Source organism: Streptomyces sp. NPDC014734 (assembly GCF_043083325.1).
Lineage (GTDB): Bacteria > Actinomycetota > Actinomycetes > Streptomycetales > Streptomycetaceae > Streptomyces.
The window spans coordinates 335,742-362,350 of sequence record NZ_JBIBYN010000001.1; the positions used below are offsets into that span (position 1 = coordinate 335,742).

General features: G+C 72.2%; 17 protein-coding genes. 10 read left to right on the forward strand and 7 right to left on the reverse strand.

Annotated features, from left to right (window positions below):
• Positions 1–98 precede the first annotated feature (98 nt).
• Both ACF1CT_RS01530 and ACF1CT_RS01535 read left to right on the forward strand, forming a co-directional pair.
• A complete protein-coding gene (locus ACF1CT_RS01530) occupies positions 99–2,042 on the forward strand; it encodes an ABC transporter ATP-binding protein (RefSeq protein ID WP_391781708.1) in 1,944 nt (647 codons plus the stop codon).
• Positions 2,039–3,910 carry an ABC transporter ATP-binding protein gene (locus ACF1CT_RS01535; RefSeq protein WP_391781709.1) on the forward strand — a complete coding sequence of 624 codons (1,872 nt, stop codon included), beginning with the start codon at positions 2,039–2,041 and terminating at the stop codon, positions 3,908–3,910. The genes ACF1CT_RS01530 and ACF1CT_RS01535 overlap by 4 nt, the downstream gene beginning before the upstream one ends.
• Before the next feature lie 92 nt (positions 3,911–4,002).
• Here ACF1CT_RS01535 and ACF1CT_RS01540 read toward each other — a convergent pair whose 3' ends face one another.
• The 3 genes from ACF1CT_RS01540 to ACF1CT_RS01550 form a co-directional block, all read right to left on the reverse strand.
• Positions 4,003–4,314 carry a hypothetical protein gene (locus tag ACF1CT_RS01540; protein ID WP_391781710.1) on the reverse strand — a complete coding sequence of 104 codons (312 nt, stop codon included), beginning with the start codon at positions 4,312–4,314 and terminating at the stop codon, positions 4,003–4,005.
• A gap of 25 nt (positions 4,315–4,339) precedes the next feature.
• On the reverse strand, positions 4,340–6,787 hold the full coding sequence (locus ACF1CT_RS01545) for an ATP-binding protein (RefSeq protein ID WP_391781711.1): 2,448 nt from the start codon (positions 6,785–6,787) through the stop codon (positions 4,340–4,342).
• A gap of 141 nt (positions 6,788–6,928) precedes the next feature.
• Positions 6,929–7,657, reverse strand: coding sequence for a Crp/Fnr family transcriptional regulator (locus ACF1CT_RS01550; RefSeq protein WP_391781712.1), 729 nt, complete (start codon positions 7,655–7,657; stop codon positions 6,929–6,931).
• A gap of 181 nt (positions 7,658–7,838) precedes the next feature.
• Between ACF1CT_RS01550 and ACF1CT_RS01555 the strand changes: the two genes are divergently transcribed.
• The 4 genes from ACF1CT_RS01555 (at position 7,839) to ACF1CT_RS01570 (ending at position 13,027) form a co-directional block, all read left to right on the forward strand.
• Positions 7,839–8,564 (forward strand): hypothetical protein, encoded by a 726-nt coding sequence (locus ACF1CT_RS01555; protein ID WP_391781713.1) that lies wholly within the window; start codon positions 7,839–7,841, stop codon positions 8,562–8,564.
• Positions 8,565–8,574: 10 nt separating this feature from the next.
• Positions 8,575–9,012: a hypothetical protein gene (locus ACF1CT_RS01560; RefSeq protein ID WP_391781714.1), complete on the forward strand. Its 438-nt coding sequence runs from the start codon at positions 8,575–8,577 to the stop codon at positions 9,010–9,012.
• A 199-nt stretch (positions 9,013–9,211) separates the two neighbouring features.
• Entirely contained in the window at positions 9,212–10,234 is a 1,023-nt protein-coding gene (locus tag ACF1CT_RS01565) for an alcohol dehydrogenase catalytic domain-containing protein (RefSeq protein WP_391781715.1), read from the forward strand.
• 753 nt (positions 10,235–10,987) lie between these two features.
• A complete protein-coding gene (locus ACF1CT_RS01570) occupies positions 10,988–13,027 on the forward strand; it encodes a M4 family metallopeptidase (RefSeq protein WP_391781716.1) in 2,040 nt (679 codons plus the stop codon).
• A 189-nt stretch (positions 13,028–13,216) separates the two neighbouring features.
• On the opposite strand, the gene glgP is transcribed toward ACF1CT_RS01570, so the two are convergent.
• Positions 13,217–15,817 (reverse strand): alpha-glucan family phosphorylase, encoded by a 2,601-nt coding sequence (gene glgP / locus ACF1CT_RS01575; protein ID WP_391781717.1) that lies wholly within the window; start codon positions 15,815–15,817, stop codon positions 13,217–13,219.
• Between the two features lie 387 nt (positions 15,818–16,204).
• Between glgP and ACF1CT_RS01580 the strand changes: the two genes are divergently transcribed.
• The 4 genes from ACF1CT_RS01580 to glgB all read left to right on the forward strand — a co-directional run bounded on the left by ACF1CT_RS01580 (position 16,205) and on the right by glgB (position 24,113).
• Positions 16,205–18,229, forward strand: a complete 2,025-nt coding sequence (locus ACF1CT_RS01580; protein WP_391781718.1) for a maltotransferase domain-containing protein — start codon at positions 16,205–16,207, stop codon at positions 18,227–18,229.
• On the forward strand, positions 18,226–19,932 hold the full coding sequence (treS, locus tag ACF1CT_RS01585) for a maltose alpha-D-glucosyltransferase (RefSeq protein ID WP_391781719.1): 1,707 nt from the start codon (positions 18,226–18,228) through the stop codon (positions 19,930–19,932). The genes ACF1CT_RS01580 and treS overlap by 4 nt, the downstream gene beginning before the upstream one ends.
• A 315-nt stretch (positions 19,933–20,247) precedes the next feature.
• On the forward strand, positions 20,248–21,648 hold the full coding sequence (locus ACF1CT_RS01590; RefSeq protein ID WP_391781720.1) for a maltokinase: 1,401 nt from the start codon (positions 20,248–20,250) through the stop codon (positions 21,646–21,648).
• Positions 21,649–21,710: 62 nt separating this feature from the next.
• Complete coding sequence (gene glgB / locus ACF1CT_RS01595; RefSeq protein WP_391781721.1) at positions 21,711–24,113, forward strand: 1,4-alpha-glucan branching enzyme; 2,403 nt, start codon at positions 21,711–21,713, stop codon at positions 24,111–24,113.
• A gap of 73 nt (positions 24,114–24,186) precedes the next feature.
• Here the strand turns inward: glgB and trxA are convergent, their stop codons facing one another.
• The 3 genes from trxA to ACF1CT_RS01610 form a co-directional block, all read right to left on the reverse strand.
• Positions 24,187–24,531 (reverse strand): thioredoxin, encoded by a 345-nt coding sequence (gene trxA / locus ACF1CT_RS01600; RefSeq protein WP_391781722.1) that lies wholly within the window; start codon positions 24,529–24,531, stop codon positions 24,187–24,189.
• A 3-nt stretch (positions 24,532–24,534) separates the two neighbouring features.
• Positions 24,535–24,939, reverse strand: a complete 405-nt coding sequence (locus ACF1CT_RS01605) for a MerR family transcriptional regulator (protein WP_391781723.1) — start codon at positions 24,937–24,939, stop codon at positions 24,535–24,537.
• A 129-nt stretch (positions 24,940–25,068) separates the two neighbouring features.
• Entirely contained in the window at positions 25,069–26,448 is a 1,380-nt protein-coding gene (locus ACF1CT_RS01610; RefSeq protein ID WP_391781724.1) for a cation:dicarboxylate symporter family transporter, read from the reverse strand.
• Positions 26,449–26,609: the final 161 nt, after the last annotated feature.

The window sequence follows — 26,609 nt, forward strand, 5'->3', positions numbered from 1 at the left end:
TCCTTCCCGTCCTGCCCGACGCGGCCGACGCCGTGTCATCGTCCGGCGGGAGAAAACCACATGAGCGATGTCGGGGTCGAACCGTAGGCTCGACCGCGATGCCCGAACAACATGCAGAACCCAAGGACCACTCCACGGCACGCTCCCTGTTGCGGTTGTGGCCCTATGTGAAACCGGTGCGCAAGCGACTGTTCACCGCCGCGCTGGTCGGGATCGTCGCTTCCTGCGCCGGCCTGGTGATCCCGCTCGTCCTGAAGTGGATGGTCGACGGCCCGGTCGCGGAGCGCGACCTGGGCGGTGTCTGGCTCGGCGCGCTGTACCTGTTGCTGCTGGGCCTGTCCGAGGCCGCCCTCTTCGGGGTACGCCGCTGGCTGGTGGCCCGGCCGCTGGCCGGGGTCGAGGCGGCGATGCGGGCCGACCTGTACCGGCACCTCCAGCGACTGCCGGTGGCCTTCCACGACCGCTGGCCGTCGGGGCAGTTGCTCTCCCGGGCCACCACGGACCTGATGCTGCTGCGCATGTTCCTTGCCTTCCCGCTGACGTTCCTGCTGGTCAACGGCACCACGATCCTGGTCGGTTGCGTCATTCTGCTGATGCAGCAGTGGACGCTGGGACTGGTGCTGCTCGCTCCGGTGGTGCCGTTGGCGATCGTCTGCCTCGTCTTCGAGACGAAGTTCTCGATCGTGGCGCGCCGGGCCCAGGACCAGGTCGGTGACCTGACGACGGTGGTCGAGGAGAGCGTGCTGGGCATCCGCATCATCAAGGGCTTCGGCCGGCACCGCAGCCAGACCCGCGCGTTCCGCGCGCTGTCCGAACAGCTGCGCGGCACGGAGCTGGGCAAGGCGCGGCTGCTCGCGACCCTGTGGGCGGTCAACACCATGGTTCCCGAGCTGGCGATCGGGGCGGCGCTGGTCCTGGGCACGGTCCAGGTCGCCGACGGCGGGCTCTCGGCGGGAACGCTGGTCGCCTTCCTCTCCACCGCCCTCGCACTGCGGTGGCCGATCGAGTCGATCGGCTTCCTGCTGGCGATGAGCCAGGAGTCGGCGACGGCGACCGAGCGGTTCTTCGAGGTCATGGACGTGGCGGAGGAGAAGGACGCCCCGGCCGTTGCGGACGGCTCCGTGCGCCGGGACGCAGACGCAGACGCAGACGCGGACGCAGACCGCGGGATGGTGTTCGAGGGGGTGGAGTTCCGCTACCCCGACGCCGATCCCGCCTCCGCGCCCGTGCTGTCCCGGATCGACCTGAACATCCGGCCCGGCGAGACGATGGCGCTGGTCGGGGCGACGGGCTCGGGCAAGACGACGCTCACCGCCCTCGTGCCGCGGCTGTACGAGGCCACCGCGGGACGGATCACGCTCGACGGCAGGGACATCACCGCCATGCCCCGGCAGGAACTGCGCGAGCTGGTGTCGGTGGCCTTCGAGGAACCCACCCTGTTCTCCGCGACCGTCGGCGAGAACATCCTGATGGGCGCGGAGGGAGCCGGGGAGGACGCGCTGCACCGCGCGCTCTCGGTCGCCCAGGCCGACTTCGTGCACGACCTGCCCCGGGGCATCGACACCCAGGTCGGCGAGCAGGGGCTCAGCCTTTCCGGCGGCCAGCGGCAGCGGCTGGCGCTCGCCCGCGCCGTACTCGGCCGGCCCCGTTTCCTGGTGCTCGACGACCCGCTCTCGGCCCTGGACGTGCACACCGAGGCGCTGGTGGAGGCCGCACTGCGCCAGGTGCTCCGGGAGACGACGGCGATCGTGGTGGCGCACCGGCCGTCCACCGTGATGCTCGCGGACCGGGTGGCGCTGCTCTCCGGCGGCCGGATCACCGCGGTCGGCACCCACCAGGAGCTGTTGCGCGGCAGCGCCGAGTACGCCTGGCTGATGTCGGGTGCCGACAGCGGGGCCGACGCCTTCGCCGTGGACACCCGCACCGGCCCGCCCGGCGGGGGTGCCCCTGCCGGTCCCCCGGACGGGGACGCGTCCCCCGGTCCGTCCGCCGACGACCACCTCGTGCCGGACGTTCCCGCCGAGAAGGGCAGCACCCGATGACCAGTACGACGACCGGGGCCGCCGGACGGCGGGACGCCCGGAAGGGGCCCGCGCAGGCGCCCCCGCCCGGCGACGAGCGGGACCGGTTCGACCGGGACGACCTGCCCGCGCCCCCCGGTGCGACCTTCGCGCTGCTGCTGTCGCTGCTGCGTCCGCACCGGGTCCTGGTGCTGGTGTCGGCGCTGGTGCTGCTGGTCCAGCAGGCAGCCGTGCAGGCGGGGCCGCTGCTCGTCGCGTACGCCATCGACAGCGGTGTACCGGCCTTCCGCGACGCGGACCACGGGCCGCTGATCGCGGTGGCCGTCGGGTACGCGGTGTGCTCGGCCGTCGCGGGGGCCATGCAGTACGCCTTCATCCAGGTCTCCGCCCGGATCAACCAGGACGTGCTGCTCGAACTGCGCGGACGGATCTTCCGCCACGCGCAGGCGCTGAGCGTGGAGTTCCACGAGCGCTACACGTCGGGCCGGCTGATCTCCCGCTCCACCACGGACGTGGAGTCGCTGCGGGAACTGCTCAGCGAGGGTCTGCAGGAACTGATCACCGTCATCCTGTCGTTCGTCTCCATCTCACTGGTGCTGCTCTGGCTGGATCTCGGTCTCGGCGCGGTCGCGGTGCTCTCCTTCGTGCCGTTGTACCTGCTGGTCCGGTCCTACCTACGACGGGTCGGGGTCCTGTACACCGCGCGGTCGTCGGCGATCGCCGCGGTCATCGTGAAGTTCGCCGAGTCGATGAACGGCATCCGTCCGGTGCAGGCCTTCCGCCGGGAGCGGGCCAACGACGCCCATTTCGAGGAGCTCAACGACACGCACCGCTGGTCGAACGGCGGCGCGATGCTGGAGATGGCGCGTTACGTCGTCGGCTCCAGGCTGGTCGCCAACACGGCGGTCGCCGGGATCGTGCTGTGGGGCGCGTACCGGGTGGCGTCGGGCACGCTGGCGCTCGGTGTGCTGGCCGCGGCCGTGCTCTACCTGCGGCGGCTGTACGACCCGATCGACCGGCTGGGGATGTTCCTCAACTCCTACCAGTCGGCCGCCGCCTCACTGGAGAAGATCGCGGGGCTGCTGGCCCAGACCCCGTCCGTTCCCGAGCCGTCGGAGCCCCGGGAACTGCCCGCCCTCACCGGCGAGCACCCGGGCCGCGAGGTCGTCTTCGACTCGGTGCGCTTCGCCTACCGCACGGGCGGCGAGGTACTGCCCCGTTTCGATCTGACGATCCCGGCCGGGCAGACCGTCGCCGTGGTCGGTTCGACGGGCGCGGGCAAGTCGACGCTGGCCAAGCTGTTGGCCCGCTTCTACGACCCGTCGGAGGGACACGTACTGCTCGACGGGACCGACCTGCGGGACCTGGCCGTGGCCGAGCTGAGGCGGGGCGTGGTGATGGTGACCCAGGAGGCGTTCCTGTTCTCCGGAACGGTCGCCGAGAACATCGCGATCGGCAGCCCGGGCGCGACGCGTGAGGAGATCGAGCGGGCCGCCCGGGCGATCGGCGCGCACGCGTTCATCACCGGCCTCCCGGAGGGGTACGACACGGACGTACGCAAACGGGGTGGCCGGATCTCGGCAGGTCAGCGCCAACTCGTCGCGTTCGCCCGGGCCCTGCTCGCCAATCCGTCGGTGCTGATCCTGGACGAGGCAACGAGTTCCCTGGACATCCCCGGTGAACGGGCCGTGCAGCGGGCCATGGACACGGTGCTGCGCGGTCGCACGGCGGTGGTGATCGCGCACCGCCTGTCGACCGTGGAGATCGCGGACCGGGTGCTGGTGATGGAGCACGGTCGCGTCGTGGAGGACGGCACCCCGTCCGAACTCATCGCCGGCACCGGCCGGTTCGCGGGTCTTCACCGGGCCTGGCGGGACAGCCTGACGTGACGGGCCGGGGCGCGGGGGGACGCCTCTCGATGTGCGGTGCCGTCCGAAGGCCGGGGGCGTCCGATGACAGCCCCCGGCGCGCCCCCGTGGTTTCAGTCCTCTTCCGAGGCGCCGGAAGCGGCGGAAGTACCGGCGGTGCCGGTAGGACCGGTAGGACCGGTGGCTTCGTGGTGGACGTGCACATCGCCCTCCAGGACCGCGAAGAGGGTGCCGTGCCCCTTGGCCGTGTTGTTCTGGGTCGGCGCGGTATCGGCGAGTGCGGTGTCGGCGGCTCCGTTGTCGGCCGACGCGGTGTCGGCGGGTGCGGGGTCGGCGGGTGCGTGGCGGACCTCGACACGGCTGCCGTCCCCGGCCACGACCGGGCCGGAGGCGTCGCCACCGATGCGGATGGTGTTGCGGCTCATGGCGTTCTCCTCGTGTTCCGGGCGGCTACGACTGGCGGGTCAGGGTGCTCGTCCCGCAGTCGTAGCACTGCGCTCCCTCGTCGCCGGACGTCATCTCCATGGTGACCTGAGCGGTGTCCCCTCCCGGGTCGAGTGTGACGGTCGTGGTGACCTCACCGATGACCGCCCCGCAGGAACCACTCGCCGTGTCGTACAACTCCCCGACGGTGGTGTAGGTGCCGTCGCCACCGGTGAATTCCATGGTGCTCACGTTGCCGCACACGTCCTTTCCGGTCTGTGAATAGGACCCGGTGCCCGTCTCCTCGAACTCGTACATGCCGCCGCCGCTGTCCCGCCACACCCCGGCGAGACCGGTGCCGGTGTGTGGGGGATCGGTGGGGTCCCCCGAAAGTTGTGCCTGGTGGACGGCGACTCCGCCGATGACGACGGCGACGATGACCGCGACCACTTTCAGCAGCGCCGCGACGGCGGCGGAGGTCCCGGCCGCAGCGGCCCCCGCGCCGGCCGCCGCCGCACCCGCACCCGCCACGCCCGCCGCACCCGCTCCGGCGGTTCCGGCGGTTCCGGTGACCGCCGAGGCACTGAGGTGGGCGGCGCCGGCGGTGTGGGCGGCGGCCCCGTGGGCGGCGGCAGCACCGTGCGTCCCCGCCGCGCCATGGGCACCGGCCGCACCATGGGCACCGGCATGCGGGGCCGCCGCGTGCGAAGCACCGGCGTGATGTGCCCCGGCATGGTGCGCACCGGCCTGGTGTGCCCCGGCCTGGTGAGCAGCCGACCCCGGATCGACCGCCGACCCCGGATCGACCGCCGACCCGGGATCGACCGTCGTTCCCGGATCGGTCGGCGTCCCGGCACCATGGGCCGCCCCGCCGTGAACCGAAGCCGGATCGGGGCCGCCGGGTTGCAGCGCCTGCGCCGCCCCGTCCGCGTGCGGTGCCGGAGGTGCCGCCGCCGACGGCGGTGGCACGTACTGCTGGGCCCCCGCCGCGGCATGGGCTCCGTGCAGGTCGCCGAGTTGCCGCCACAGGACGACCGCCTCCGTCAGCAGCACGGCCGCGGTGACCCGGTGGCCGGTGAGCAGTTTGCGGATGCCCTGCTCGTGGGTGAAGTACGCCACGGCCTGACGGTCGTCGGCCCGCCGGGCGGCGGGCAGGCCGCGTTCGAGGAGACGGCCCCAGACGCCGAAGCGCAGGGAGCGGGCCAGGGCCGGAGAGGCGGCCCGGACGATCCGTACCGCGAGTTCGGGCCGCCCGGCCCGCTCGGCCAGCTCGGCCACCTGCTCCAGGGCCCGGGCGTACCGCGCGATGTCGGCCGCGGTCGTGGAGGGCAGGGCGATCCACTCGGCGAAGTGGTCGGACAGTCGCTCGACGGGGAAGGGAACCGGCTCGCGTTCCAGCAGCACCGGCACGACGTCGGACACGACGCGGTAGCCCGCTTCCGTCTGCTCGACCAGGCCGAGGCCGGCCATCCGGGCGCACACGGCCGGTGCGTCGGACGCCTCGCTGAGGGCGCCGATGTGCGCGGGGTCCAACTCGGCGTCCCCGAGGGCCGCGAGAAGGCGCAGTGCCCGCAACGGGGCGCCGTCGAGCCGGTCGAGGAGGAGCGGGAGCAGGTCCGCGACCTCGCCGGGGCGGGGCAGCACCGTACCGCCCGACGGGTCCGTGCGGGTGAGCGCCGCCGCGCGCAGCAGCAGCAGGGGGCGGCCGGACGCGGTCTCCCACAGGGCCGCCGCCGGGCCCTGTTCGGCCTCCGGTGCCAGGGCGTGGCCCAGCTCGCGTTCCAGCAGCTCCAGCCCGGCGTCCCGGTCGATCCCTTCGAGGCGCAGCGCGCTGCCGTCGCCGAGCAGCACTCTGTCCCGTCCGGCGACGACGAAGGTCGCGTCGGGGGCGGCGTCCATGAGGGTCCGCAGCGCCTCGGCGGTGAACCCGACGTTGTCGAGGTACACCGTGATTTCGATCTCGCCCATGAGGCGGCGCAGTTCGGTTCTGGACGGGGCGTAGCCCGCGGCCTCGTAGCAGGCCTCGAAGATGTCCTGGGCGAGATCCTCGGGTTCCCGCCGGGCGGCGTCGAGGAAGAGCACCCCGTCCGGACCGGGATCGAGGGTACGCGCGGCGTGCCTCAGCAGAGCGCTCTTGCCGACTCCGGACACGCCCCACACCTGCACCGGGCCGCTGTCCCGGACGGCGTCCGCGAGCCGTCGCAGCTCGGCGTCCCGGCCGAGGGGGGTGGCCTGGCGCCGGGGCAGGAGAGCCACCCGGGGACGGCGGACCGGCCGGGGGCGTTCGCCCTCCACGAGCAGGGTCACCGTCGAACCGTGGTCGGCGTCGACGACCACGTTGTGGTGGCCCACGACCACCGGACCGGAGGCGTTCCCCGCGATGTCGATCCGGTGATCGGCATGTCCGTCGCCGGGCGGCGCGCCCCGTCCCGTGTCGGCCGCCGCCCGTGTCCTGTTCTCGTCTCCGTGAGCCATCGGAACTCCCCCGCCGCACTCGTCATGCCTCGCTGTCGTCCTTGCGGCGTCACGCTAGCCACGAGCACGTGCCGGGCCTTCGTCAAAGTACGGTTTCCGGGACATCGGTGGGCGACCACCACAGCTTCTGCACAAGCGACTTCAGGGTTCCGGATACGCGACCGAGTGCAGCAGGGCGAGATCCTCGACCCGGATGCTGCGGTAGCCGGTGGACACGGCGCCCAGGGCGCGCAGACGGCGCAGGGCCTTGTGCACACTGGGTTCCGCCGCGCCGCACAGGGTGGCCAGTTCCGGCTGGGTGATCGGCCAGTGGATCACCGCTCCGGCCCCGACGCGCTCCCCGTAGGTCATCGTCAGATGGTGCAGCACACGGGCCAGCCGGGTCGCGACGTCGCATCCGGTGAAGTTGACCCGGTGGGTGTTGGCCGTACGCAGCTTGGCCACGATGCTCCGGTTCACGGCGTCCGCCAGGCGCGCGTCGCGCCGCACGCAGCCGAGGAATTCCGCGCGGGTCAGCCGGCGGGCGGCGACGGGCCCGACGGTCGTGACCGTGGCCGAGCGGGGGCTGGCGTCCAGCGCGGCCAACTCGCCCACCAGGTCTCCGCCCATCCGGACGGCCAGGAGGGCATCGCGGCCGTCCTCGGTGCGTCCGGTGGCCTTCACGACCCCGTCGAGCAGGATCAGGACGAAGTCGGTGCGGTCCGACTCCCGCATGAGGATACGTTCCGCCGGGTGGCGCACCGGAACACCGGCCTCCAGCAGCCGTTCGCGGGCGGCCTCGCCGAGGCCGCCGAGCAGGCTCGTCGTCGGCCAGGCCCACGTCTCGCGCAATCGTCCGGCCCGCCCGCGCGAAGAACGTCCCGCGTCCATGGTCGAACCCTCCCCGCACAGCTGACGGCCTCGGACCCAGTGTGCGTCCCCGCTCCCGCGACCGCACGGGTTTCGGGCGCGCCGTCCGCTTCTCTCCGGACCCCGTATTCCTACGAGTTGTGCGCCTCCCGAGCCGGGCACACTGGAGCGGGGCCCCGTCGAACGAGCCGAAGAGGGACGTATGGAAGCAGAGTTGGAGTACCGGGCGGTCCTGGCCGTGGACATCGAGCGGTCCGCGGGGCGCGGGGACCGGGCCCTGATGGAGATGCGCGGAGCGCTGTCGGGCCTGCTCCGCGACGCGTTCCTGGAGAGCGGCATCGACTGGGAGGCGTGTCTGCGCCACGATCTGGGCGACGGCATGCGCGTGACGGCACCGGCCGGGACGCGGAAGTCGGCGTTGATCCATCCGCTGGTCCATGAGCTCGCGCTCCGTCTGCGCGCCCACAACCGGGACGCGGCGCCCCGGGCCAGGATGCGGGTCCGTGTCGCGCTGCACGCGGGCGACGTGCACCTCGCACCCACCGGGGAGGTCGCCGGCAGCCCGCTGGAAGTGCTGTCCCGGCTGCTCGACGCCCCGCCGGCGCGGGCCGCCCTGGCCGGGGCGCCGGAGGCGGTGACGGTCTCGCTGCTGCTCTCCCGCCACTTCTACGAGGAGACGGTGCGCAACGGCCATCACGGCCTGTATCCGGAGGACTTCCGCGAGGTCGGCTTCACGGTGAAGGAGCACACCGCCGACGCCTGGCTGCATCTGCCGGGCGGGGCCCTGCCGCGGGAACCGGCGGACGAGGTCCCCGCGGCGCCGGATCCGCCCGGCGGCGCGCGGATGGTCAACAAGGCCTCGGGCCACGGTGTCATCTACGCGACGCAGCACGGCACCCAGAACATCAGCATCACCGGGAAGAGGTGAGAGGAAGCGGATGAACGACGAACTGACCGTGCTGGCCGAGGCGGGCGCCGCGGCCGTGGTCACGGCGATGGCCACGGACGTGTGGCAGGACACCCGGAACGCCGTCGTCGGGCTGTTCCGCCGGTCCGGCCGCGGGCGCCGGAGCGCTCTGGAGGCCCAGTTGGACGCCAACGCCGCCCTCGTCCGGGGCGCGGTGGACCCGGAGGGGGTGCGGGGGACGCTGCTCGCGTACTGGGCCCTGGAGCTGGCGGTGCTGCTCCGGGACGATCCCGCCGCCCGAGGCGTCGTCGCACGGCTGGCGGCCGCCGCCGACGGCGGCCGGGGAATCGGCAGTGCGCCCGCGCCCACGCAGACGAACACGGCCCGGGACTCCGCGACCGTGAACGCTGTGCAGTACGGCATCCAGCACACCTGGGATCCGGGGCGCCCCGCTCGGGAGAGCCGTTGATCCCACCCAGGGCCGGGGCGGTTGTCACGCGCCGGGCCGTGGAGAAGCCGGTCGTGGAGGGGAACCGGTCGTCCACGGGCCGCCGCCTTCCCTCCCCCGGTGTGCGCGTCACCTGCCCGCCCCGTTCGGCGTGCGTGATCGGGCCCGGGCCGGTCTGCTGGACCCGGGGGATGTCCCGCCGTGACCAGGAGAGAGCCGGATGAGCGTCTGTCGAGCCGCGCAGGTCGCCACCGCCGGTGGCCCGTTCGAGATCGTCGAGCGCGAGGTGCCGCGGCCGGGTCCGGGCCATGTGCGCGTGGCCGTGGACGCCTGCGGCATCTGCCACAGTGACGCCCTCTTCGTGGACGACCTGCTTCCGGGGGTCCGGTTCCCGGTGGTCCCGGGGCACGAGATCGCCGGGCGGATCGAGGAGCTCGGCGAGGGCGCGGAGAGCGCCTGGCAGGTGGGCGACCGGGTGGCGGTGGGCTGGTTCGGCGGCAGCTGCGGCCACTGCACGCCGTGCAGGCAGGGCGATTTCGTCGTGTGCCGGTACCTGAAGGTCCCGGGCTGGGCGTACGACGGCGGCTACGCCGAGACGGTGATCGCGCCCGCGGACGCGCTGGCCCGGATTCCCGACGCGCTGGCCGCGACGGACGCGGCGCCGCTGGGCTGTGCGGGTGTGACCACGTACAACGGCCTGCGACGGAGTTCCGCCCGGCCGGGCGACCTGGTCGCCGTGCTCGGCATCGGTGGCCTCGGCCACCTGGGGGTGCGGTACGCGGTCGCGATGGGTTTCGAGACCGTGGCCATCGCGCGCGGGGCGGCCAAGGCGGCTTTCGCCGAGGAGCTCGGCGCGCACCACTACATCGACAGCACGGCGGGCACCTCCGTCGCGGACGCCCTGCAGGCGCTCGGCGGTGCCCGGGTGGTCCTGGCCACGGCCGCGAACTCCGGGGCGATCACGGCAACCGCGGACGGGCTCGCGCCCCGCGGTGAGCTGGTGGTCGTCGGGGCGGACTCCGAACCGCTGGGCATCAGTCCGAACCAGCTCCTCATGGCCGGCCGGATCGTCCGGGGCCACCCGTCCGGCACCGCGCAGGACGTGCAGGACACCCTGGCGTTCAGCGTGCTGCACGGCATCCGTCCGATGACCGAGAACGTGCCGCTGGACGACGTCGCCGAGGCGTACCGGAAGATGCTCTCGGGCGCGGCCCGCTTCCGGATGGTGCTCACCACCGGCTGACGCACCCCACTTCCGGACGGCGCTCCGTCACCGTCCGCCACACGGCCCTCCGCCACACGGCCCTCCGCCACACGGCGCCACGCCACCGTCACGGCCGCGCCCGCCACCGCCCCGTCACCGTCACGCCGCCCCGTGTGGTCCGTCCGGGGCCGGAACTCGCCGCTCGGGGGCTCCGGTCGGTGTAGGGGCGGTGGCCCGGGGCCCGGGGCCCGGACGTCTCGCGCCCGGACCCCGTCCCGTGCCGCGGGCGAGACGTCGCCCGGACCGGCACCGCGCCCCTCCCGGGCCCCACGCCCCCGTCGCGCACCGGGCCGCACACCCGCCCCGTCCTGCCCGCCCGTGCCCGGCGGGTGTCGTCCTGAGCCCCCGGGCAGGGGCCGCACGCCTCGGGACGGCGGGCCGTCCGGCACGGAACAGACGGAAAGATATGAGCCACAGTTCGACGCCATCTCGGCCAGTGGCGCTCACCCGTTCCCCCTCCCCCCGTTCGAACAGAATCCGTTCGAGGTCGACCTCGACACTCTCTTCGAATTCGGGCCGCAACGGACCCCGGACGACCACCCGGTGATGATCGGCGAAACGTCCGCTTAACGAACATGACCTTTCCGGCAACGAACGACTTCCGGCCAAGTTGTTGACGCGGTCCTGACAGAACACGTCTCCGGCTGACACTCTTCACCCCGTTCTGCGCACTTCTCGTTCTCCCGGCCGGTACACCCTGCCGCCGGTACCCCCCTCGCAGAAGGAGTCCGCGTGAGATCCACGCCCAGCCGTCGTGCCACCGCGACCGGCGCTCTGATCGCCGCAGCAGCGCTTCTCGCCGTCGGCGTCCAGGCCGGAACCGCCACTGCCACCCCCGGCGCCGACACCGCGGCGCAGGCCGCGACCGCCGGCGCCCAGTACGGTGCACTGGCCAAGCAGCTCTCCCCGTCCCAGCGTGCCGAGCTGATCCGCGAGGCCGACGCGACCAAGGCGGCCACGGCCAAGGAACTCGGTCTCGGTTCTCAGGAAAAGCTCGTCGTCAAGGACGTCATCCAGGACAACGACGGCACCACGCACACGCGTTACGAGCGCACCTTCGCCGGACTCCCGGTACTCGGCGGCGACATGGTCGTCAAGGAGTCCAAGGCCGGCGTGACCCAGGGCGTCGTCAAGGCCTCCGGGGTCAGCAGCAGCACGCTGAAGGCCATGGACCTGAAGGCCGGCGTCGCCCCCGCGGCCGCCGAGAAGCAGGCGCTCGGGCTCGCCAAGGCCGACGGCTCGCAGAAGACCGAGGCCGACCGGGCACCCCGCCAGGTCGTCTGGATGGCGCAGGGCAAGCCGCAGCTCGCCTACGAGACCGTCGTCGGCGGCCTCCAGCACGACGGCACCCCCAACGAGCTGCACGTCGTCACGGACGCGGCCACCGGGGCGAAGCTGTACGAGTGGCAGGCGGTCGAGAACGGCGTCGGCAACACCGAGTACAGCGGCCAGGTCACCCTCGGCACCGCGCCGTCGTACACGCTGACCGACACCGGTCGCGGCAACCACAAGACGTACAACCTGAACCACGGCTCCTCCGGCACCGGGACGCTGTTCACCAACTCCACCGACGTGTGGGGCAACGGCAGCCCGTCGAACGCCGAGACGGCCGCCGCCGACGCCCACTACGGCGCCGCGGAGACCTGGGACTACTACAAGAACGTCCACGGCCGCACCGGCATCCGGGGCGACGGCGTCGGCGCGTACTCCCGCGTCCACTACGGCAACAACTACGTCAACGCCTTCTGGCAGGACAGCTGCTTCTGCATGACGTACGGCGACGGCAGCGGCAACGCGAACCCGCTGACCGCCCTCGACGTGGCCGCCCACGAGATGTCGCACGGTGTCACCGCCTCCACCGCCAACCTGGTCTACAGCGGCGAGTCCGGCGGCCTCAACGAGGCGACCAGCGACATCTTCGCCACCGCCGTCGAGTTCTACGCCAACAACGCCACCGACAAGGGCGACTACCTCATCGGCGAGAAGATCGACATCAACGGGGACGGCACCCCGCTGCGCTACCAGGACAAGCCGAGCAGGGACGGCATCTCCAAGGACGCCTGGTACTCGGGCATCGGCAACATCGACGTCCACTACTCCTCGGGTCCGGCGAACCACTTCTTCTACCTGCTCTCCGAGGGCAGCGGCGCCAAGGTCATCAACGGCGTCTCCTACGACTCGCCGACCTCCGACGGCCTGCCGGTGACCGGCATCGGCCGCGACAAGGCCGAGAAGATCTGGTTCAAGGCGCTCACCACCAAGTTCACCTCCACCACGAACTACGCGGCGGCCCGCACCGGGACCCTCGCCGCGGCCGGTGAGCTGTACGGCACGACCAGCGCCGAGTACAAGGCCGTCGCCGACGCCTGGGCCGCCATCAACGTCGGTACCCGTCCCGGCGGTGGCACCGACCCCGACCCCGAGGGCACCGTCTTCGAGAACAGCACCTCGGTCGCCATCCCGGACCGCGGCGCCGCCGTCACCACCTCGGTCAACGTCACCGGCCGCACCGGCAACGCGCCGAGCGCCCTCAAGGTCGGCGTGGACATCAGCCACAGCTGGCGCGGTGACCTGAACGTCGACCTGGTCGCCCCGAACGGCACCACGTTCCGCCTGAAGAGCGCCTCCATCTCCGACTCGGGGGCGGACATCAAGACCACCTACACGGTCAACGCGTCGTCGGTCGCCGCGAACGGCACCTGGAAGCTGAAGGTCCAGGACATGTACACGAGCGACACCGGCAAGATCAACAGCTTCAAGCTGACCTTCTGAACCACCGGTGGTGTCCCCGGAGTCCGGGGCGGCGCCTCGTGAACGCCGCTCCGACTCCCCGGACCACCGCTCCGGGCCCGGCCCGGACCATCTGAACGGCGAACCGCCCGGGAGAAGCCTCGCGCTCCTCCCGGGCGGTTCGCCGTTCGCGCACCGGCCAGAGCCTGCCGGGTGACCTCCGACAGGCTCTCAGCGCAGGAACACCCCGGCACCGTCCCCCGCCGATTCCGCGGGCAGCGCCACCAGCCCGAGTTCGGCGCCGGTCGCGAGCAGCGGATGCGTGGGGAGCACCCGCACCGTGTAGCCGTACGGGCCGGTGCGGTCGAGGGTCAGCGGCCCCTCGTAGAGCCAGCGGCCCTCCAGGTCCTGGCCTCCGGCCGGCTTCAGCGGGAAGACCTGGGCGTCCGAGATCCCGTCGGCCGCGTCCACCCGGCCGGCCACCGCCTGCACCTCCACGTCGTCCGGTTCCAGTGCCCCGAGGGCGATCCTGACGCGCAGCACCAGCGTCGCACCCAGTTCGGCCGAACCGCCCGCGCCGTCGGCCGCCGACGCCTCCACGTGATCGACGGCGACACCCGGCCAGGCGGAGCGGACGCGGGCCTTCCATCCGGCGAGCCGCCGGGCCGCGCCGCGGTCCGTGGCACGGTGCGCCCGCGCCGCGGGCGCGTACAGCCGTTCCACGTACTCGGCCACCATGCGCTCGGCGAGGACCTTGGGGCCGAGGTCGCGCAGCGTCCGGCGGACCATCTCGATCCAGCGTCCCGGGAGCCCCTCGCCGTCCCGGTCGTAGAAGCGCGGCGCGATCCGGTCCTCGATCAGCTCGTAGAGCGCGCCCGCCTCCAGATCGTCGCGGCGGTCCTCGTCCACGGCGAGGCCGTCGGCGGTGGGGATCGCCCAGCCGAAGTCCGGCTCGTACCACTCGTCCCACCAGCCGTCGAGGACCGAGAGGTTGAGGCAGCCGTTGAGCGCGGCCTTCATGCCACTGGTGCCGCAGGCCTCCAGGGGGCGCAGCGGGTTGTTGAGCCAGACGTCGCAGCCCGGGTAGAGGTTCTGGGCCATGGCCATGCCGTAGTCCGGCAGGAACACGATGCGGTGGCGGACCCGGGCGTCGTCGGAGAACCGCACGAGTTCCCGCACCAGCCGCTTGCCGCCGTCGTCGGCGGGGTGTGCCTTTCCGGCGACGACGATCTGGACCGGCCGGGTCGGGTGGAGCAGCAGTTTCCCCAGCCGGTCGCGGTCGCGCAGCATCAGGGTGAGGCGCTTGTACGAGGGGACGCGGCGGGCGAATCCGATGGTCAGCACGTCGGGGTCCAGCACGCCGTCGATCCAGCCGAGTTCGGCGGCCTGGGCCCCCCGGTCGCGCCAGGAGGCATGGAGCCGTTCGCGCACCTCGGTGACGAGCCGGGCGCGCAAGGTCCGTCTCAGGTCCCAGAGTTCGCGGTCCGGGATGGAGTCGGCTGGTGCCGTGCGGCCGGGGGCGCCGTCGCACGGGCCGTGCATCCGGAGGATCTCGGGCGCGACCCAGGTGGGTGCGTGGACGCCGTTGGTGACGGACGTGATCGGCACCTCCGCGGCGTCGAAGCCGGGCCACAGTCCCGCGAACATCTCCCGGCCGACCTGTCCGTGGAGGGTGGAGACACCGTTGGCGCGCTGGGCGAGCCGCAGGCCCATGACCGCCATGTTGAAGAGTTCCGGCTCGCCGCCGGGGTAGGTTTCGTCCCCCAGGCGCAGGATGTGTTCGACGTCCACGCCCGGGAGTTCGCCGTCGTCGCCGAGGTGCCGGGCGACGAGTTCGCGGTCGAACCTGTCGATCCCGGCGGGCACGGGGGTGTGGGTGGTGAAGACGGTTCCGGCCCGCACGGCCTCCACCGCCGCGTCGAAGTCCAGTCCGGTGCCGCCGAGTTCACGGATGCGTTCCAGTCCGAGGAAACCCGCGTGGCCCTCGTTGGTGTGGAACACCTCGGGCGCCGGATGCCCGGTGAGCCGGCAGTATGTGCGCACCGCCCGTACCCCGCCGATGCCGAGGAGCATCTCCTGCAGCAGCCGGTGCTCGCTGCCGCCGCCGTACAGCCGGTCGGTCACCTCGCGTTCGCCGGGCGCGTTCTCCTCCACCGCCGAGTCCAGCATCAGCAGGGGCACGCGCCCGACCCGGGCGTGCCAGATGTGGGCGTGCAGCGACCGGCCGCCGGGAAGGGCGAGCACCACCCGGCTGGGGCTGCCGTCGGCCTCGCGGAGCAGGCCGAGGGGCAGCTCGTTGGGGTCGAGCACGGGGTAGTGCTCCTGCTGCCAGCCGTCCCGGGACAGGCTCTGGCGGAAGTAGCCGTGGCGGTAGAGCAGGCCGACCGCGACGAGCGGGACGCCGAGGTCGCTGGCGGCCTTGAGGTGGTCGCCGGCGAGGATGCCGAGCCCGCCGGAGTACTGGGGCAGGGCGGCGGTCACCCCGAACTCGGGCGAGAAGTAGGCGACGGCGGCCGGCAGCTCCGCGCCCCCGGCGAGTTGGTCCTGGTACCAGCGGGGCCCGTCCAGATAGGTCCTCAGGTCCGCGGACGCCTCGGCGAGCCGGCGCAGGAACTGCTCGTCCCCGGCCAGCTCGGCGAGCCGCCCGGCGGACACGGCACCGAGCAGCCGCACGGGATCGCACTCCGCCGACCCGGCCGCGGGGTCGACGGCCCGGAAGAGGTCGCGGGTCTCGGTGTGCCAGGACCAGCGCAGATTGCGGGCGAGGTCGCTGAGCGGTCGGAGGGGTTCGGGGAGGACGGGACGCACGGTGAACCGACGGATGGCCTTCACGTGTTCCACCTTTACAGGGGAGGCGCGGTTCCCGGCGGACGCGCCACGGGCGGGCGTCGTTCCGTCACCCCGGCACCGCCCGCGTGTCCACCGCCCCGAACGCACCGGCCTTCCCCCGGCCGTGTCCGACGATTCCACACGGACTTGTCGGACACGGCCCCGGGGGCACGCACACGGGTCGTTCGACTGCCATTCGAGTGAATGGGGACGGGCGCGGGCACGCCCGCACCCCATGAGGGGTCCACCGAGCGGTTAGAAAGGACGGAACCCCACCGGTCGCGGTGCGTTCGTCTCGCGCTCCGCGGCACCGACGTGCCCCGCCAGTGCCGTGACCGGCCATGTTCGCCGGGAGGGGCACCGGGCACCAGCCCCGTCCCAGAGGATTCCATGATCGGTCGCATTCCCGTCCTCGACGTCCGTCCGCTGGTCGACTGCGGCAACAGGCCCGCCAAGGCCGTCGCCGGTGAGACCTTCCGGGTCACCGCGACCGTCTTCGGCGAGGGGCACGGCGCCGTCGCCGCCAATGTGGTCCTGCTCGACCCCCACGGGCGTCCCGGTCCGTGGACACCGATGCGCGAACTCGCACCCGGAACCGACCGGTGGGGCGCCGATGTCACCCCGGACTCCGAGGGGCGCTGGTCGTACACGGTCGAGTCCTGGAGCGACCCGGTCACCACCTGGCGGGAGGCGGCCCGGATCAAGATCCCGGCGGGCGTCGACACCGCGCTCGTCCTGGCGGAGGGTGCCGAACTGCACGAACGGGCCGCCGCGGGCGTGCCCAAACGGGACGGGCGGGAGGCGGTGCTGGCGGCGGCCGACGCCCTGCGCGACGTGTCCCGGCCGGCCGCCGAGCGGCTGGCCGCGGCGCTCGCCCCCGAGACCCGGGCGGCGCTCGACCGTCACCCGCTGCGCGAACTCGTGACCGCGTCCGCCCCGCTCCCGCTGCTGGTCGAGCGCCGACGGGCCCTGTTCGGCTCCTGGTACGAGCTGTTCCCCCGTTCGGAGGGCGCCCGGGCGGAACCGGCCGGTGCGGCGGGGCGGGGCCGGACCGGGGCACCGGGCGGCCGGATCGTCGGTGGCACCTTCCGCACCGCCGCCGAGCGGCTTCCCGCGGTGGCCGCCATGGGGTTCGACGTGGTCTACCTCCCGCCCATCCACCCCATCGGCACCACCCACCGCAAGGGCTCCAACAACTCGCTCTCGCCCGCCCCGCATGACGTGGGTGTGCCGTGGGCGATCGGCTCGGCCGAGGGCGGGCACGACGCCGTCCACCCCGGTCTGGGCACCCTCGACGACTTCGACCACTTCGTGGAGACCGCCCGCGGGCTGCGGATGGAGATCGCGCTGGATTTCGCGCTCCAGTGCTCGCCCGACCATCCCTGGGTGAAGGAACGTCCCGAATGGTTCCACCATCGTGTCGACGGCTCGATCGCCCATGCCGAGAATCCGCCGAAGAAGTACCAGGACATCTATCCGATCGCCTTCGACAAGGACCTGTGCGGGCTGGTCGCGGAGACGGTGCGCGTGCTGCGTCTCTGGATGGACCACGGTGTGCGGATCTTCCGGGTGGACAATCCGCACACCAAGCCGGTGGTCTTCTGGGAGAGGGTGATCGCCGAGGTCAACGGGGCGGATCCGGATGTGATCTTCCTGGCCGAGGCGTTCACCCGGCCCGCGATGATGCGCGCGCTGGCCGCCGTCGGGTTCCAGCAGTCCTACACGTATTTCACCTGGCGCAACAGCAAGCGCGAGATCACCGAGTACGTCACGGAACTCGCGGGCGAGACCGCGTCGTTCATGCGGCCCAACTTCTTCGTGAACACCCCGGACATCCTGCCGGACTACCTCCGGGACGGTGGCCGTCCGGCCTTCGAGGCGCGGGCCGTGCTCGCCGCGACGCTCTCCCCCTCCTGGGGCGTGTACGCGGGTTACGAGCTGTGCGAGAACACCCCCGTCCGGCCCGGCAGCGAGGAGTACCTCGACTCGGAGAAGTACCAGATCCGGATCAGGGACTGGGAGTCGGCCGAGCGCGAGGGCCGTTCGCTGGCCCCGCTCATCACCCGTCTCAACCGCCTCAGGCGCCGCCATCCGGCGCTCCAGCAACTGCGCGACGTGCACTTCCACTCCACCGACAACGAGGCGGTGATCGCGTACAGCAAGCGTTCGGGTTCGAACATCGTTCTGGTGGTCGTCAACCTCGACCCGCACCACACCCAGGAGGCCACGGTCTCGTTGGACATGCCGCGACTCGGCCTCGACCGGCACGAGAGCGTGCCGGTGCGCGACGAGCTCACCGGCGACACCTATCACTGGGGCAGAACCTTCTATGTGCGCCTGGAGCCGGGCGTCACGCCCGCGCACATCGTGGTTCTGCGACCGTCCCCGCCGACCGGAGGGTCACCCACACCATGATCGTCAATGAGCCCGTCCACGACACGTTCGAGGACACCCCGGCCAAGGACCGCGATCCCGACTGGTTCAAGCGCGCCGTCTTCTACGAGGTACTCGTCCGGTCCTTCCAGGACTCCAACGGCGACGGCATCGGCGACCTCAAGGGCATCACCGCCAGACTGGACTACCTCCAGTGGCTCGGCGTCGACTGCCTCTGGCTGCCGCCTTTCTTCAAGTCGCCGCTGCGGGACGGAGGTTACGACGTCTCCGACTACACCGCGGTGCTTCCGGAGTTCGGCGACCTGGCGGACTTCGTGGAGTTCGTCGACGCCGCGCACCAACGCGGCATGCGCGTGATCATCGACTTCGTCGTGAACCACACGAGCGACCAGCACGACTGGTTCCAGCAGTCCCGCACCGATCCCGACGGCCCGTACGGCGACTACTACGTCTGGGCGGACGACGACAAGCAGTTCCCGGACGCCCGGATCATCTTCGTCGACACGGAGACGTCCAACTGGACGTTCGACCCGGTGCGCAAGCAGTACTACTGGCACCGGTTCTTCTCCCACCAGCCCGACCTCAACTACGAGAACCCGGCGGTGCAGGAGGAGATCCTCGCCTCGCTGCGCTTCTGGCTGGACCTCGGCATCGACGGGTTCCGGCTGGACGCGGTGCCGTACCTCTACCAGCGCGAGGAGACCAACTGCGAGAACCTTCCCGAGACGCACGACTTCCTCAGGCGGCTCCGCAAGGAGATCGACACGCACTACCCGGACACCGTGCTGCTCGCCGAGGCCAATCAGTGGCCGGAGGACGTCGTCGACTACTTCGGCGACTACGAGGCCGGCGGCGACGAGTGCCACATGGCGTTCCACTTCCCCGTGATGCCGCGGATCTTCATGGCCGTGCGCCGCGAGTCGCGCTACCCCGTCTCGGAAATCCTGGCGAAGACCCCGGCGATCCCGAAGAACTGCCAGTGGGGCATCTTCCTGCGCAATCACGACGAGCTCACCCTCGAAATGGTCACGGACGAAGAGCGCGACTACATGTACGCGGAGTACGCCAAGGATCCGCGGATGCGCGCCAACATCGGCATCCGGCGCCGGCTGGCGCCCCTGCTGGACAACGACCGCAACCAGATCGAACTGTTCACCGCGCTGCTGCTGTCCCTGCCCGGCTCCCCGATCCTCTACTACGGGGACGAGATCGGGATGGGTGACAACATCTGGCTGGGCGACCGGGACGCGGTACGCACCCCGATGCAGTGGACGCCCGACCGCAACGCCGGGTTCTCCTCCAGTGATCCCGGGCGGCTCTACCTGCCCACGATCATGGATCCGGTCTACGGCTACCAGGTCACCAACGTCGAGGCGGCGATGGCCTCCCCGTCGTCGCTGCTGCACTGGACGCGGCGGATGATCGAGATCCGCAAGCAGAACCCGGCCTTCGGTCTCGGCTCGTACAACGAACTGCCGTCGTCGAACCCGGCCGTGCTCGCCTTCACCCGGGAGCACGGGGACGATCTCGTGCTGTGCGTGCACAACTTCTCCCGGTTCGCGCAGCCGACGGAGCTCGACCTCCAGTCGTTCGACGGACGCCATCCGGTGGAGCTGATCGGCGGGGTGCGCTTCCCGGCCATCGGCCGGCTCCCCTACCTGCTGACGCTCGCGGGGCACGGTTTCTACTGGTTCCGGCTGCGCCGCGACGTGCCGCCGAGCTGACCGGGCGCCCCGCGCCCCGACCGCGGGGCGGCTGCCGCCGCCCCGCACCAGCATCCGCCCCGCGGACACGCTCCCCCCTGCCGCCCCCGCCCCTCCCCTTCTCCGGTCCGGCTCCCCTCACCCGGACGCCTCGCGCCTCCGGATGCCCTCACCCCGCTCCGGGACCTCGCGGTCCGCCGCCGGTGTCCCGCACCCGCGAGCCGAGTCCGTACGGACCATCCTGACCCGACACGTCCCGCACAGCCGGACACCCAATGCCGCAATCCGGGACACTCTTCGCATCCTGTGGTGTGCCCGGGGAAAGGACGCGTTGCCATGTCGGAGGCTGCATCCACTCGGGTCGCCATGGCCGACAGCACTGCTCTGCTCCCGTCCCTCGCCCCGCTGCTGCACGAGTGGCTGCCCCGGCAGCGGTGGTTCGCGGGCAAGGGACAGCCGATCACCGCGTTCTCACTGGTGTCGGCGACCGAGGTACTGCCGGTGGACTCCCCCGCCGTGGGTGCCGGAACCGGGGCCGGGCTGCTCCATCTGCTGGTCCGCGCCCACCAGCCGTCCGCTCCCGCCCAGTGGCCGGCCGACTGCTACCAACTGCTGCTCGGTGTAAGGGCGACGCTGCCGCCCCGGTCCGCGGCCGCCGTCATCGGCCGCCCGGCGGACGGACCGCTCGCCGGACGCGCGGTCTACGAGGGACTGCACGACCCGCGCCTCGCCGCACTCCTGCTGGAGCGGCTCCGCACCCCCGGCAGCCTCGGCGCGCTGCGCTTCGACCGGGGCGGAGCCCCGATCGCCGCGGGGGCCGCCCCGCGCGTCCTGGACACCGAGCAGTCCAACACCTCGCTGGTCTACGGCGACGCCTACATCCTCAAGATCTTCCGCCGGGTCTTCCCCGGCACCAACCCGGATCTGGAACTGCCGCTCGCGCTCGCCCGCGAGGGGTGCGGGCGGGTGCCCGCGCCCGTCGCCTGGTTCGAGGCCACCGCGCCGGAGCCGCTCACCCTCGGCGTCCTCCAGCCGTTCCTGCGCGGCGCGGAGGACGGCTGGCAGCTCGCGCTGCGCGCGCTCGCCCGGGGCCACGACTTCACCGTCGAGGCCCACGCGCTGGGCCGGGCCACCGCCGAGGTCCACACCGCGCTGGCCGCCGCCCTGCCCACACCGGCACTGCACCGCGGCCAGACCGAACACCTGGCCGACGCGATGGTGCGGAGGCTGGAGGCCGCGGCGCGCGCCGTACCGGCGCTGCTGCCATACGTGCCCGGTCTGCGCACGGCCTTCGACGCGGTCGCCTCCCTCGGCGACCGGGGCCGCGACTGGGCGGCGCAGCGGGTCCACGGCGACCTCCATCTCGGTCAGACGCTGCGCGCGGCCGACGGTTTCTGGTCACTGATCGACTTCGAGGGCGAACCGGCCAAGCCACTCACCGAGCGCCGCCGCCCGCAGCCGCCGGTACGCGATGTCGCCGGAATGCTGCGTTCCTTCGACTACGCGGCCCGCTCGCACCGCCCGTGGAACGCCGCCTGGGCGGCGCGCTGCCGGACCGCCTTCTGCGAGGGGTACGCGGCGGCCTCGGGCATGGACCCGCGCGGCGAACCGGAGCTGCTGCGGGCCCATGAGACCGACAAGGCGGTGTACGAGGTGCTGTACGAGGCGCGGCACCGGCCCGACTGGCTGCCGGTCCCGATGGCCGCGATCCACCGGCTGGCCGCCGTCGCCGACTGACACCCCGCGCCCGCTGCCCATTCGTTCCGCCCCACGTCCATCCGCGAAGGAGGCCGTCCCCCGTGACCGCCCGTAAGCCGTCCCGCACCACGCCGGTTCCCGCCGAGGCCGAGGCCCGCCGGACTCCGCTGCCGACGAAGGAACCCGTGCCGCCCGCCCCGGAACCGGCGCCCCCGCGGCCGCCCGCCCCTGTCGCGGGGAGAAGACCGGCCGCCCGGCGTGCCGCGCCGGCCCGGCCGCGCGGCGGCGCGGGCGGCCAGGGGGTCCGCGAGGCGCGGCCCCTCGACGACGGCGACCGGGCCCGGCTGCTCGCCGGCGAGCACCACGACCCGCACGGCCTGCTCGGTGCCCATCCGGTCCGCGGCGGAATGGTCCTGCGCGTGCTGCGCCCGTACGCGCGGTCCGTGACGGTGCTGGCCAAAGGGCTGCGGGCGGACCTGCACGACGACGGCGACGGCCTCTTCTCCGGGCTCCTGCCGATGCCGTCGCTGCCCGAGTACCGGCTCCTTGTCGGTTACGCGGACGACGCGATCGAGGTCCAGGACCCGTACCGCTTCCTGCCCGCGCTCGGAGAACTCGATCTCCATCTGATCGGCGAGGGCCGTCACGAGGAGTTGTGGACGGCCCTCGGCGCCCGGACCATGGAGCACCAGGGCGTGACGGGGACCCGGTTCACCGTGTGGGCGCCCGACGCCCGGGGGGTACGGGTCGTCGGGGACTTCAACTTCTGGGACGGCACCGGCTTCCCGATGCGTTCGCTCGGCGCCAGCGGGGTGTGGGAGCTGTTCCTGCCGGGGATCGGCGAGGGCGCGCTGTACAAGTTCGACATCTGCCGGCCCGACGGCTCGCACACCACCCGGGCCGACCCGATGGCCCGCAGGACCGAGGCGCCACCCGCCACCGCCTCGATCGTGACGGCCGCGCACCACGAGTGGCGGGACCACGAGTGGATGGCGCACCGCGGGGACGTACCGGTGCACGAGGCCCCGTTCTCGGTGTACGAGGTGCATCTCCCGTCCTGGCGACCGGGACTGACGTACCGCCAACTCGCCGTGCAGCTGCCGGAGTACGTGCGGGAACTGGGCTTCACGCACGTGGAGATGATGCCGGTCGCCGAGCATCCCTTCGGCGGCTCCTGGGGGTATCAGGTCACCGGCTTCTACGCCCCGACGGCCCGTCTGGGAACGCCCGACGACTTCCGGTACCTCGTCGACGCCCTGCACCGGGCGGGCATCGGTGTCATCGTCGACTGGGTGCCCGCGCACTTCCCGCGCGACGACTGGGCGCTCGCCGAGTTCGACGGCCGCCCGCTGTACGAGCACACGGACCCGTCGCGGGCGGCGCATCCGGACTGGGGAACGCTGGAGTTCGACTACGGCCGCAAGGAGGTGCGCAACTTCCTGGTGGCCAACGCCACGTACTGGTGCGAGGAGTTCCACGTCGACGGGCTGCGGGTCGACGCCGTCGCCTCGATGCTGTACCTCGACTATTCGCGCGAGGACGGGCAGTGGGCCCCGAACGAGCACGGCGGCCGGGAGAATCCGGACACCGTCGCCTTCCTCCAGGAGATGAACGCCACCGTCTACCGGCGCAATCCCGGTGTCGTCACGATCGCCGAGGAGTCCACCGCCTGGGACGGTGTGACCCGCGCGACCGACCGGGTCGGGGCCGGTGGCTACGGGGGGCTCGGCTTCGGCCTGAAGTGGAACATGGGCTGGATGCACGACTCGCTCCAGTACGTGTCCAAGGAGCCGGTGCACCGCAAGTACCACCACAACGAGATGACCTTCTCGATGGTGTACGCGTACAGCGAGAACTACGTGCTGCCGATCTCGCACGACGAGGTGGTGCACGGCAAACGGGCCCTGGTGAGCAAGATGCCCGGCGACTGGTGGCAGCGACGCGCCAACCACCGCGCCTACCTCGGTTTCATGTGGGCCCATCCGGGCAAGCAACTCCTCTTCATGGGGCAGGAGTTCGCCCAGGGAGCGGAGTGGTCGCAGGAGCACGGCCCGGAGTGGTGGCTGCTCGACCCGACGTACCACTCGGCCGACGACCACCGGGGCGTACGCAGGCTGGTCGGCGATCTGAACGCGGTGTACCGGGCCACCCCGGCGCTCTGGCAGCGCGACACCTCGCCGGAGGGCTTCGCCTGGGTGGACGGGGGTGCGGCCGAGGACAACGTCTTCGCCTTCCTGCGCCACGACGGGCACGGCTCCCCGCTGCTCGCCGTCAGCAACTTCTCCCCGGTGGTGCGGCACGACTACCGCGTCGGCGTCCCGGACGTGCGGGGCGGCCGGGTCGCGTGGGAGGAGGTCCTGAACACGGACGCGGCGCGGTACGGCGGCGGCGACGTGCGCCACCCCGATCCGCTGAAGGCCGAGGCGGTGTCCGCGCACGGCCTGCCCGGCAGCCTGACGCCGACGCTGCCGCCGCTGGCCACGGTCTGGTTCCGGCCGGTCTGAGAGCCTGCCGGGTGGCCTCCGGCCGGAGCCGTCCGGGTGACCCCCGGACGGTTCCGGGCGGGAACGCGGTTGCTCACACCGCGTCCAGCACGTCCTCCATCTCCTGGAGCAGCCTGCGCTTCGGGCGGGCGCCCACCATCGACTTCACGGGTTCGCCGGAGCGGAAGACCATCAGGGTCGGGGTCGCCAGTACCGTGTAGCGGCTCGCGATCCCGGGGCTGGTGTCGATGTCGACCTGGACGATCCTGATGCGCCCGGCCTCCTCACGGGCGATCTCACCGAGCACCGGGGCGAGCTGACGGCAGGGGCCGCACCAGGTGGCGGTGAACTGGACCAGTACGGGCGACCCCGCCCCGAGCACCTCCGCGTCGAAGGTGGCCTCGGTGACCTCCGTCACGCCTTCCACTGTCCGAATCATCTGTCATCCTCCCAGTTCACAACGTGGTTCCGGTCCGCCGGGCAGCTCCGCCGCCGCCTCCAGCTCGGCCCGCGCGAGCTCCGCGCCCACCTGGGCGCGCACCGCCCGGAGCTGGTCGATCAGCGCGTCGAGCTCGCCCAGCTTGCGGCGGTACCCGGCGAGCGAGGCGGGGCAGGAGTCTCCGGCCGGGTGTCCGGCGCGCAGGCACTCGACGAACGGCCGGGTCTCCTCCAGCTCGAACCCGAAGTCCTGGAGGGTCCGGATCTGCTGGACGAGGCGCAGGTCGTCCTCGTCGTACGCGCGGTACCCGTTGTCGGCGCGCCGGGCGGGCAGCAGCCCGCGCGACTCGTAGTACCGCAGAGTCCGCGTGGTCGTCCCGGCCCGTTCGGCCAGCTCCCCGATTCGCATGTCGCCGACGGTAGACGTTCACGCCGACGTCAAGGCAAGGAGACGACGACCGGGGTGGGGCAGCCGTCGTACGGCTGTCCCACCCCGGTCGTCACACGCCCCGTGCGCCGGGCCGTGTCTTCGGACTGCCTACGCCTTCGCCCCGGCGTGCTCCTGCTCGCCGCCGCGCGGCCGCGGGAGGCCGTCGGTGGCGTCGCCGTCCTCGGTGTCCTCGGCGTCCTGGTTGAGCATCGTGTCGTTCCACGGGAGGGCGCCGGAGAGGACCAGGTCCACGCGCTCCTTGTCGATCTCCTTGGTCCAGGTGCCGACCAGGACGGTGGCGACCGCGTTGCCCGCGAAGTTGGTCAGGGCGCGGGCCTCGCTCATGAAGCGGTCGATGCCGACGATGAGCCCGACGCCGTCGACGAGTCCGGGCCGGTGCGACTGGAGGCCGCCCGCGAGGGTGGCGAGCCCCGCGCCGGTGACTCCGGCCGCGCCCTTCGAGGCGACGATCATGAAGAGCAGCAGGGAGATCTGCTCGCCGGCGCTCAGCGGGTCGCCCATCGCGTTGGCGATGAAGAGCGAGGACATCGTGAGGTAGATCGCGGTGCCGTCGAGGTTGAAGGAGTAGCCGGTCGGCACGGTGATGCCGACGACCGGGCGGCTGACGCCGAGGTGTTCCATCTTCGCGATGAGCCGCGGCAGGGCGGACTCCGAGGAGGAGGTGGAGAGGATCAGCAGGAACTCGCGGGCCAGGTACTTCAGCAGGGCGATCAGGCTGACCCCGGCGACCAGCCGCAGGATCGTGCCGAGCACCACGAAGACGAAGATCGCGCAGGTGAGGTAGAAGCCGATCATGATGATCGCGAGGGACTTCAGCGCGTCGACGCCGGTCTCGCCGACCACGGCCGCCATCGCGCCGAACGCGCCGACCGGGGCCGCCCACATGATCATGGCGAGGATGCGGAAGACGAGACGCTGGATGTGGCCGATGCCGCGCAGGACCGGTTCGCCCGCCGCGCCCATGGCCTGGAGCGCGAAGCCCGCGAGCAGGGCGACCAGCAGCGTCTGGAGGACTTCGCCCTGGGTGAACGCGGAGACGATGGTCGTCGGGATGATGCCGAGCAGGAAGTCCGCGGTGGACTCGCTCGCGCCCGCCGCCTGCTGCTCACCGGCGGTGCGGGCCGCCTCGGTGAGGTGCAGGCCCTGACCGGGCTCCAGGAAGTTGCCGACGAGCAGACCGATGGCGAGCGCGACCGTCGACATCACCAGGAAGTAGCCGAGGGCGAGTCCGCCGACCGCGCCGACCTTGGCCGCCTTGCGCACCGAACCGACGCCCAGCACGATCGTGCAGAAGATGATCGGCGAGATCATCATCTTGATGAGGTTGACGAAGCCGGTACCGATCGGCTTGAGCTCGACGGCGACGCCCGGGGCCGTGAAGCCCACCAGGATGCCGAGGCCCACGGCGGCGATCACGGCCAGATACAGATAGTGCGTGCGGTCCCGCCTGGCGGCTGCCACGGTCACGGGGCTCTCCTCGGTTCGTCCGGGTCGCTCCCCCGTCCCTGGGGGCGCAAGGGCAGTCCGGCGGAACGGGGCCGGAAAACCCTTGGTGAATATCTCGCTCCTTGTGACGGCGGTCACGGTTGCGTGCATTTCGTTCACGCGTTTCCGGCCGGGCAGACTGG

Bases quoted from the DNA above. Each gene is read 5' to 3' on its own strand.
- ACF1CT_RS01530 (WP_391781708.1), top strand. From the start codon at position 99: ATGCCCGAACAACATGCAGAACCCAAGGACCACTCCACGGCACGCTCC.
- ACF1CT_RS01535 (WP_391781709.1), top strand. From the start codon at position 2,039: ATGACCAGTACGACGACCGGGGCCGCCGGACGGCGGGACGCCCGGAAG.
- ACF1CT_RS01540 (WP_391781710.1), bottom strand. From the start codon at position 4,314: ATGAGCCGCAACACCATCCGCATCGGTGGCGACGCCTCCGGCCCGGTC.
- ACF1CT_RS01545 (WP_391781711.1), bottom strand. From the start codon at position 6,787: ATGGCTCACGGAGACGAGAACAGGACACGGGCGGCGGCCGACACGGGA.
- ACF1CT_RS01550 (WP_391781712.1), bottom strand. From the start codon at position 7,657: ATGGACGCGGGACGTTCTTCGCGCGGGCGGGCCGGACGATTGCGCGAG.
- ACF1CT_RS01555 (WP_391781713.1), top strand. From the start codon at position 7,839: ATGGAAGCAGAGTTGGAGTACCGGGCGGTCCTGGCCGTGGACATCGAG.
- ACF1CT_RS01560 (WP_391781714.1), top strand. From the start codon at position 8,575: ATGAACGACGAACTGACCGTGCTGGCCGAGGCGGGCGCCGCGGCCGTG.
- ACF1CT_RS01565 (WP_391781715.1), top strand. From the start codon at position 9,212: ATGAGCGTCTGTCGAGCCGCGCAGGTCGCCACCGCCGGTGGCCCGTTC.
- ACF1CT_RS01580 (WP_391781718.1), top strand. From the start codon at position 16,205: ATGATCGGTCGCATTCCCGTCCTCGACGTCCGTCCGCTGGTCGACTGC.
- treS (WP_391781719.1), top strand. From the start codon at position 18,226: ATGATCGTCAATGAGCCCGTCCACGACACGTTCGAGGACACCCCGGCC.
- ACF1CT_RS01590 (WP_391781720.1), top strand. From the start codon at position 20,248: ATGTCGGAGGCTGCATCCACTCGGGTCGCCATGGCCGACAGCACTGCT.
- trxA (WP_391781722.1), bottom strand. From the start codon at position 24,531: ATGATTCGGACAGTGGAAGGCGTGACGGAGGTCACCGAGGCCACCTTC.
- ACF1CT_RS01605 (WP_391781723.1), bottom strand. From the start codon at position 24,939: ATGCGAATCGGGGAGCTGGCCGAACGGGCCGGGACGACCACGCGGACT.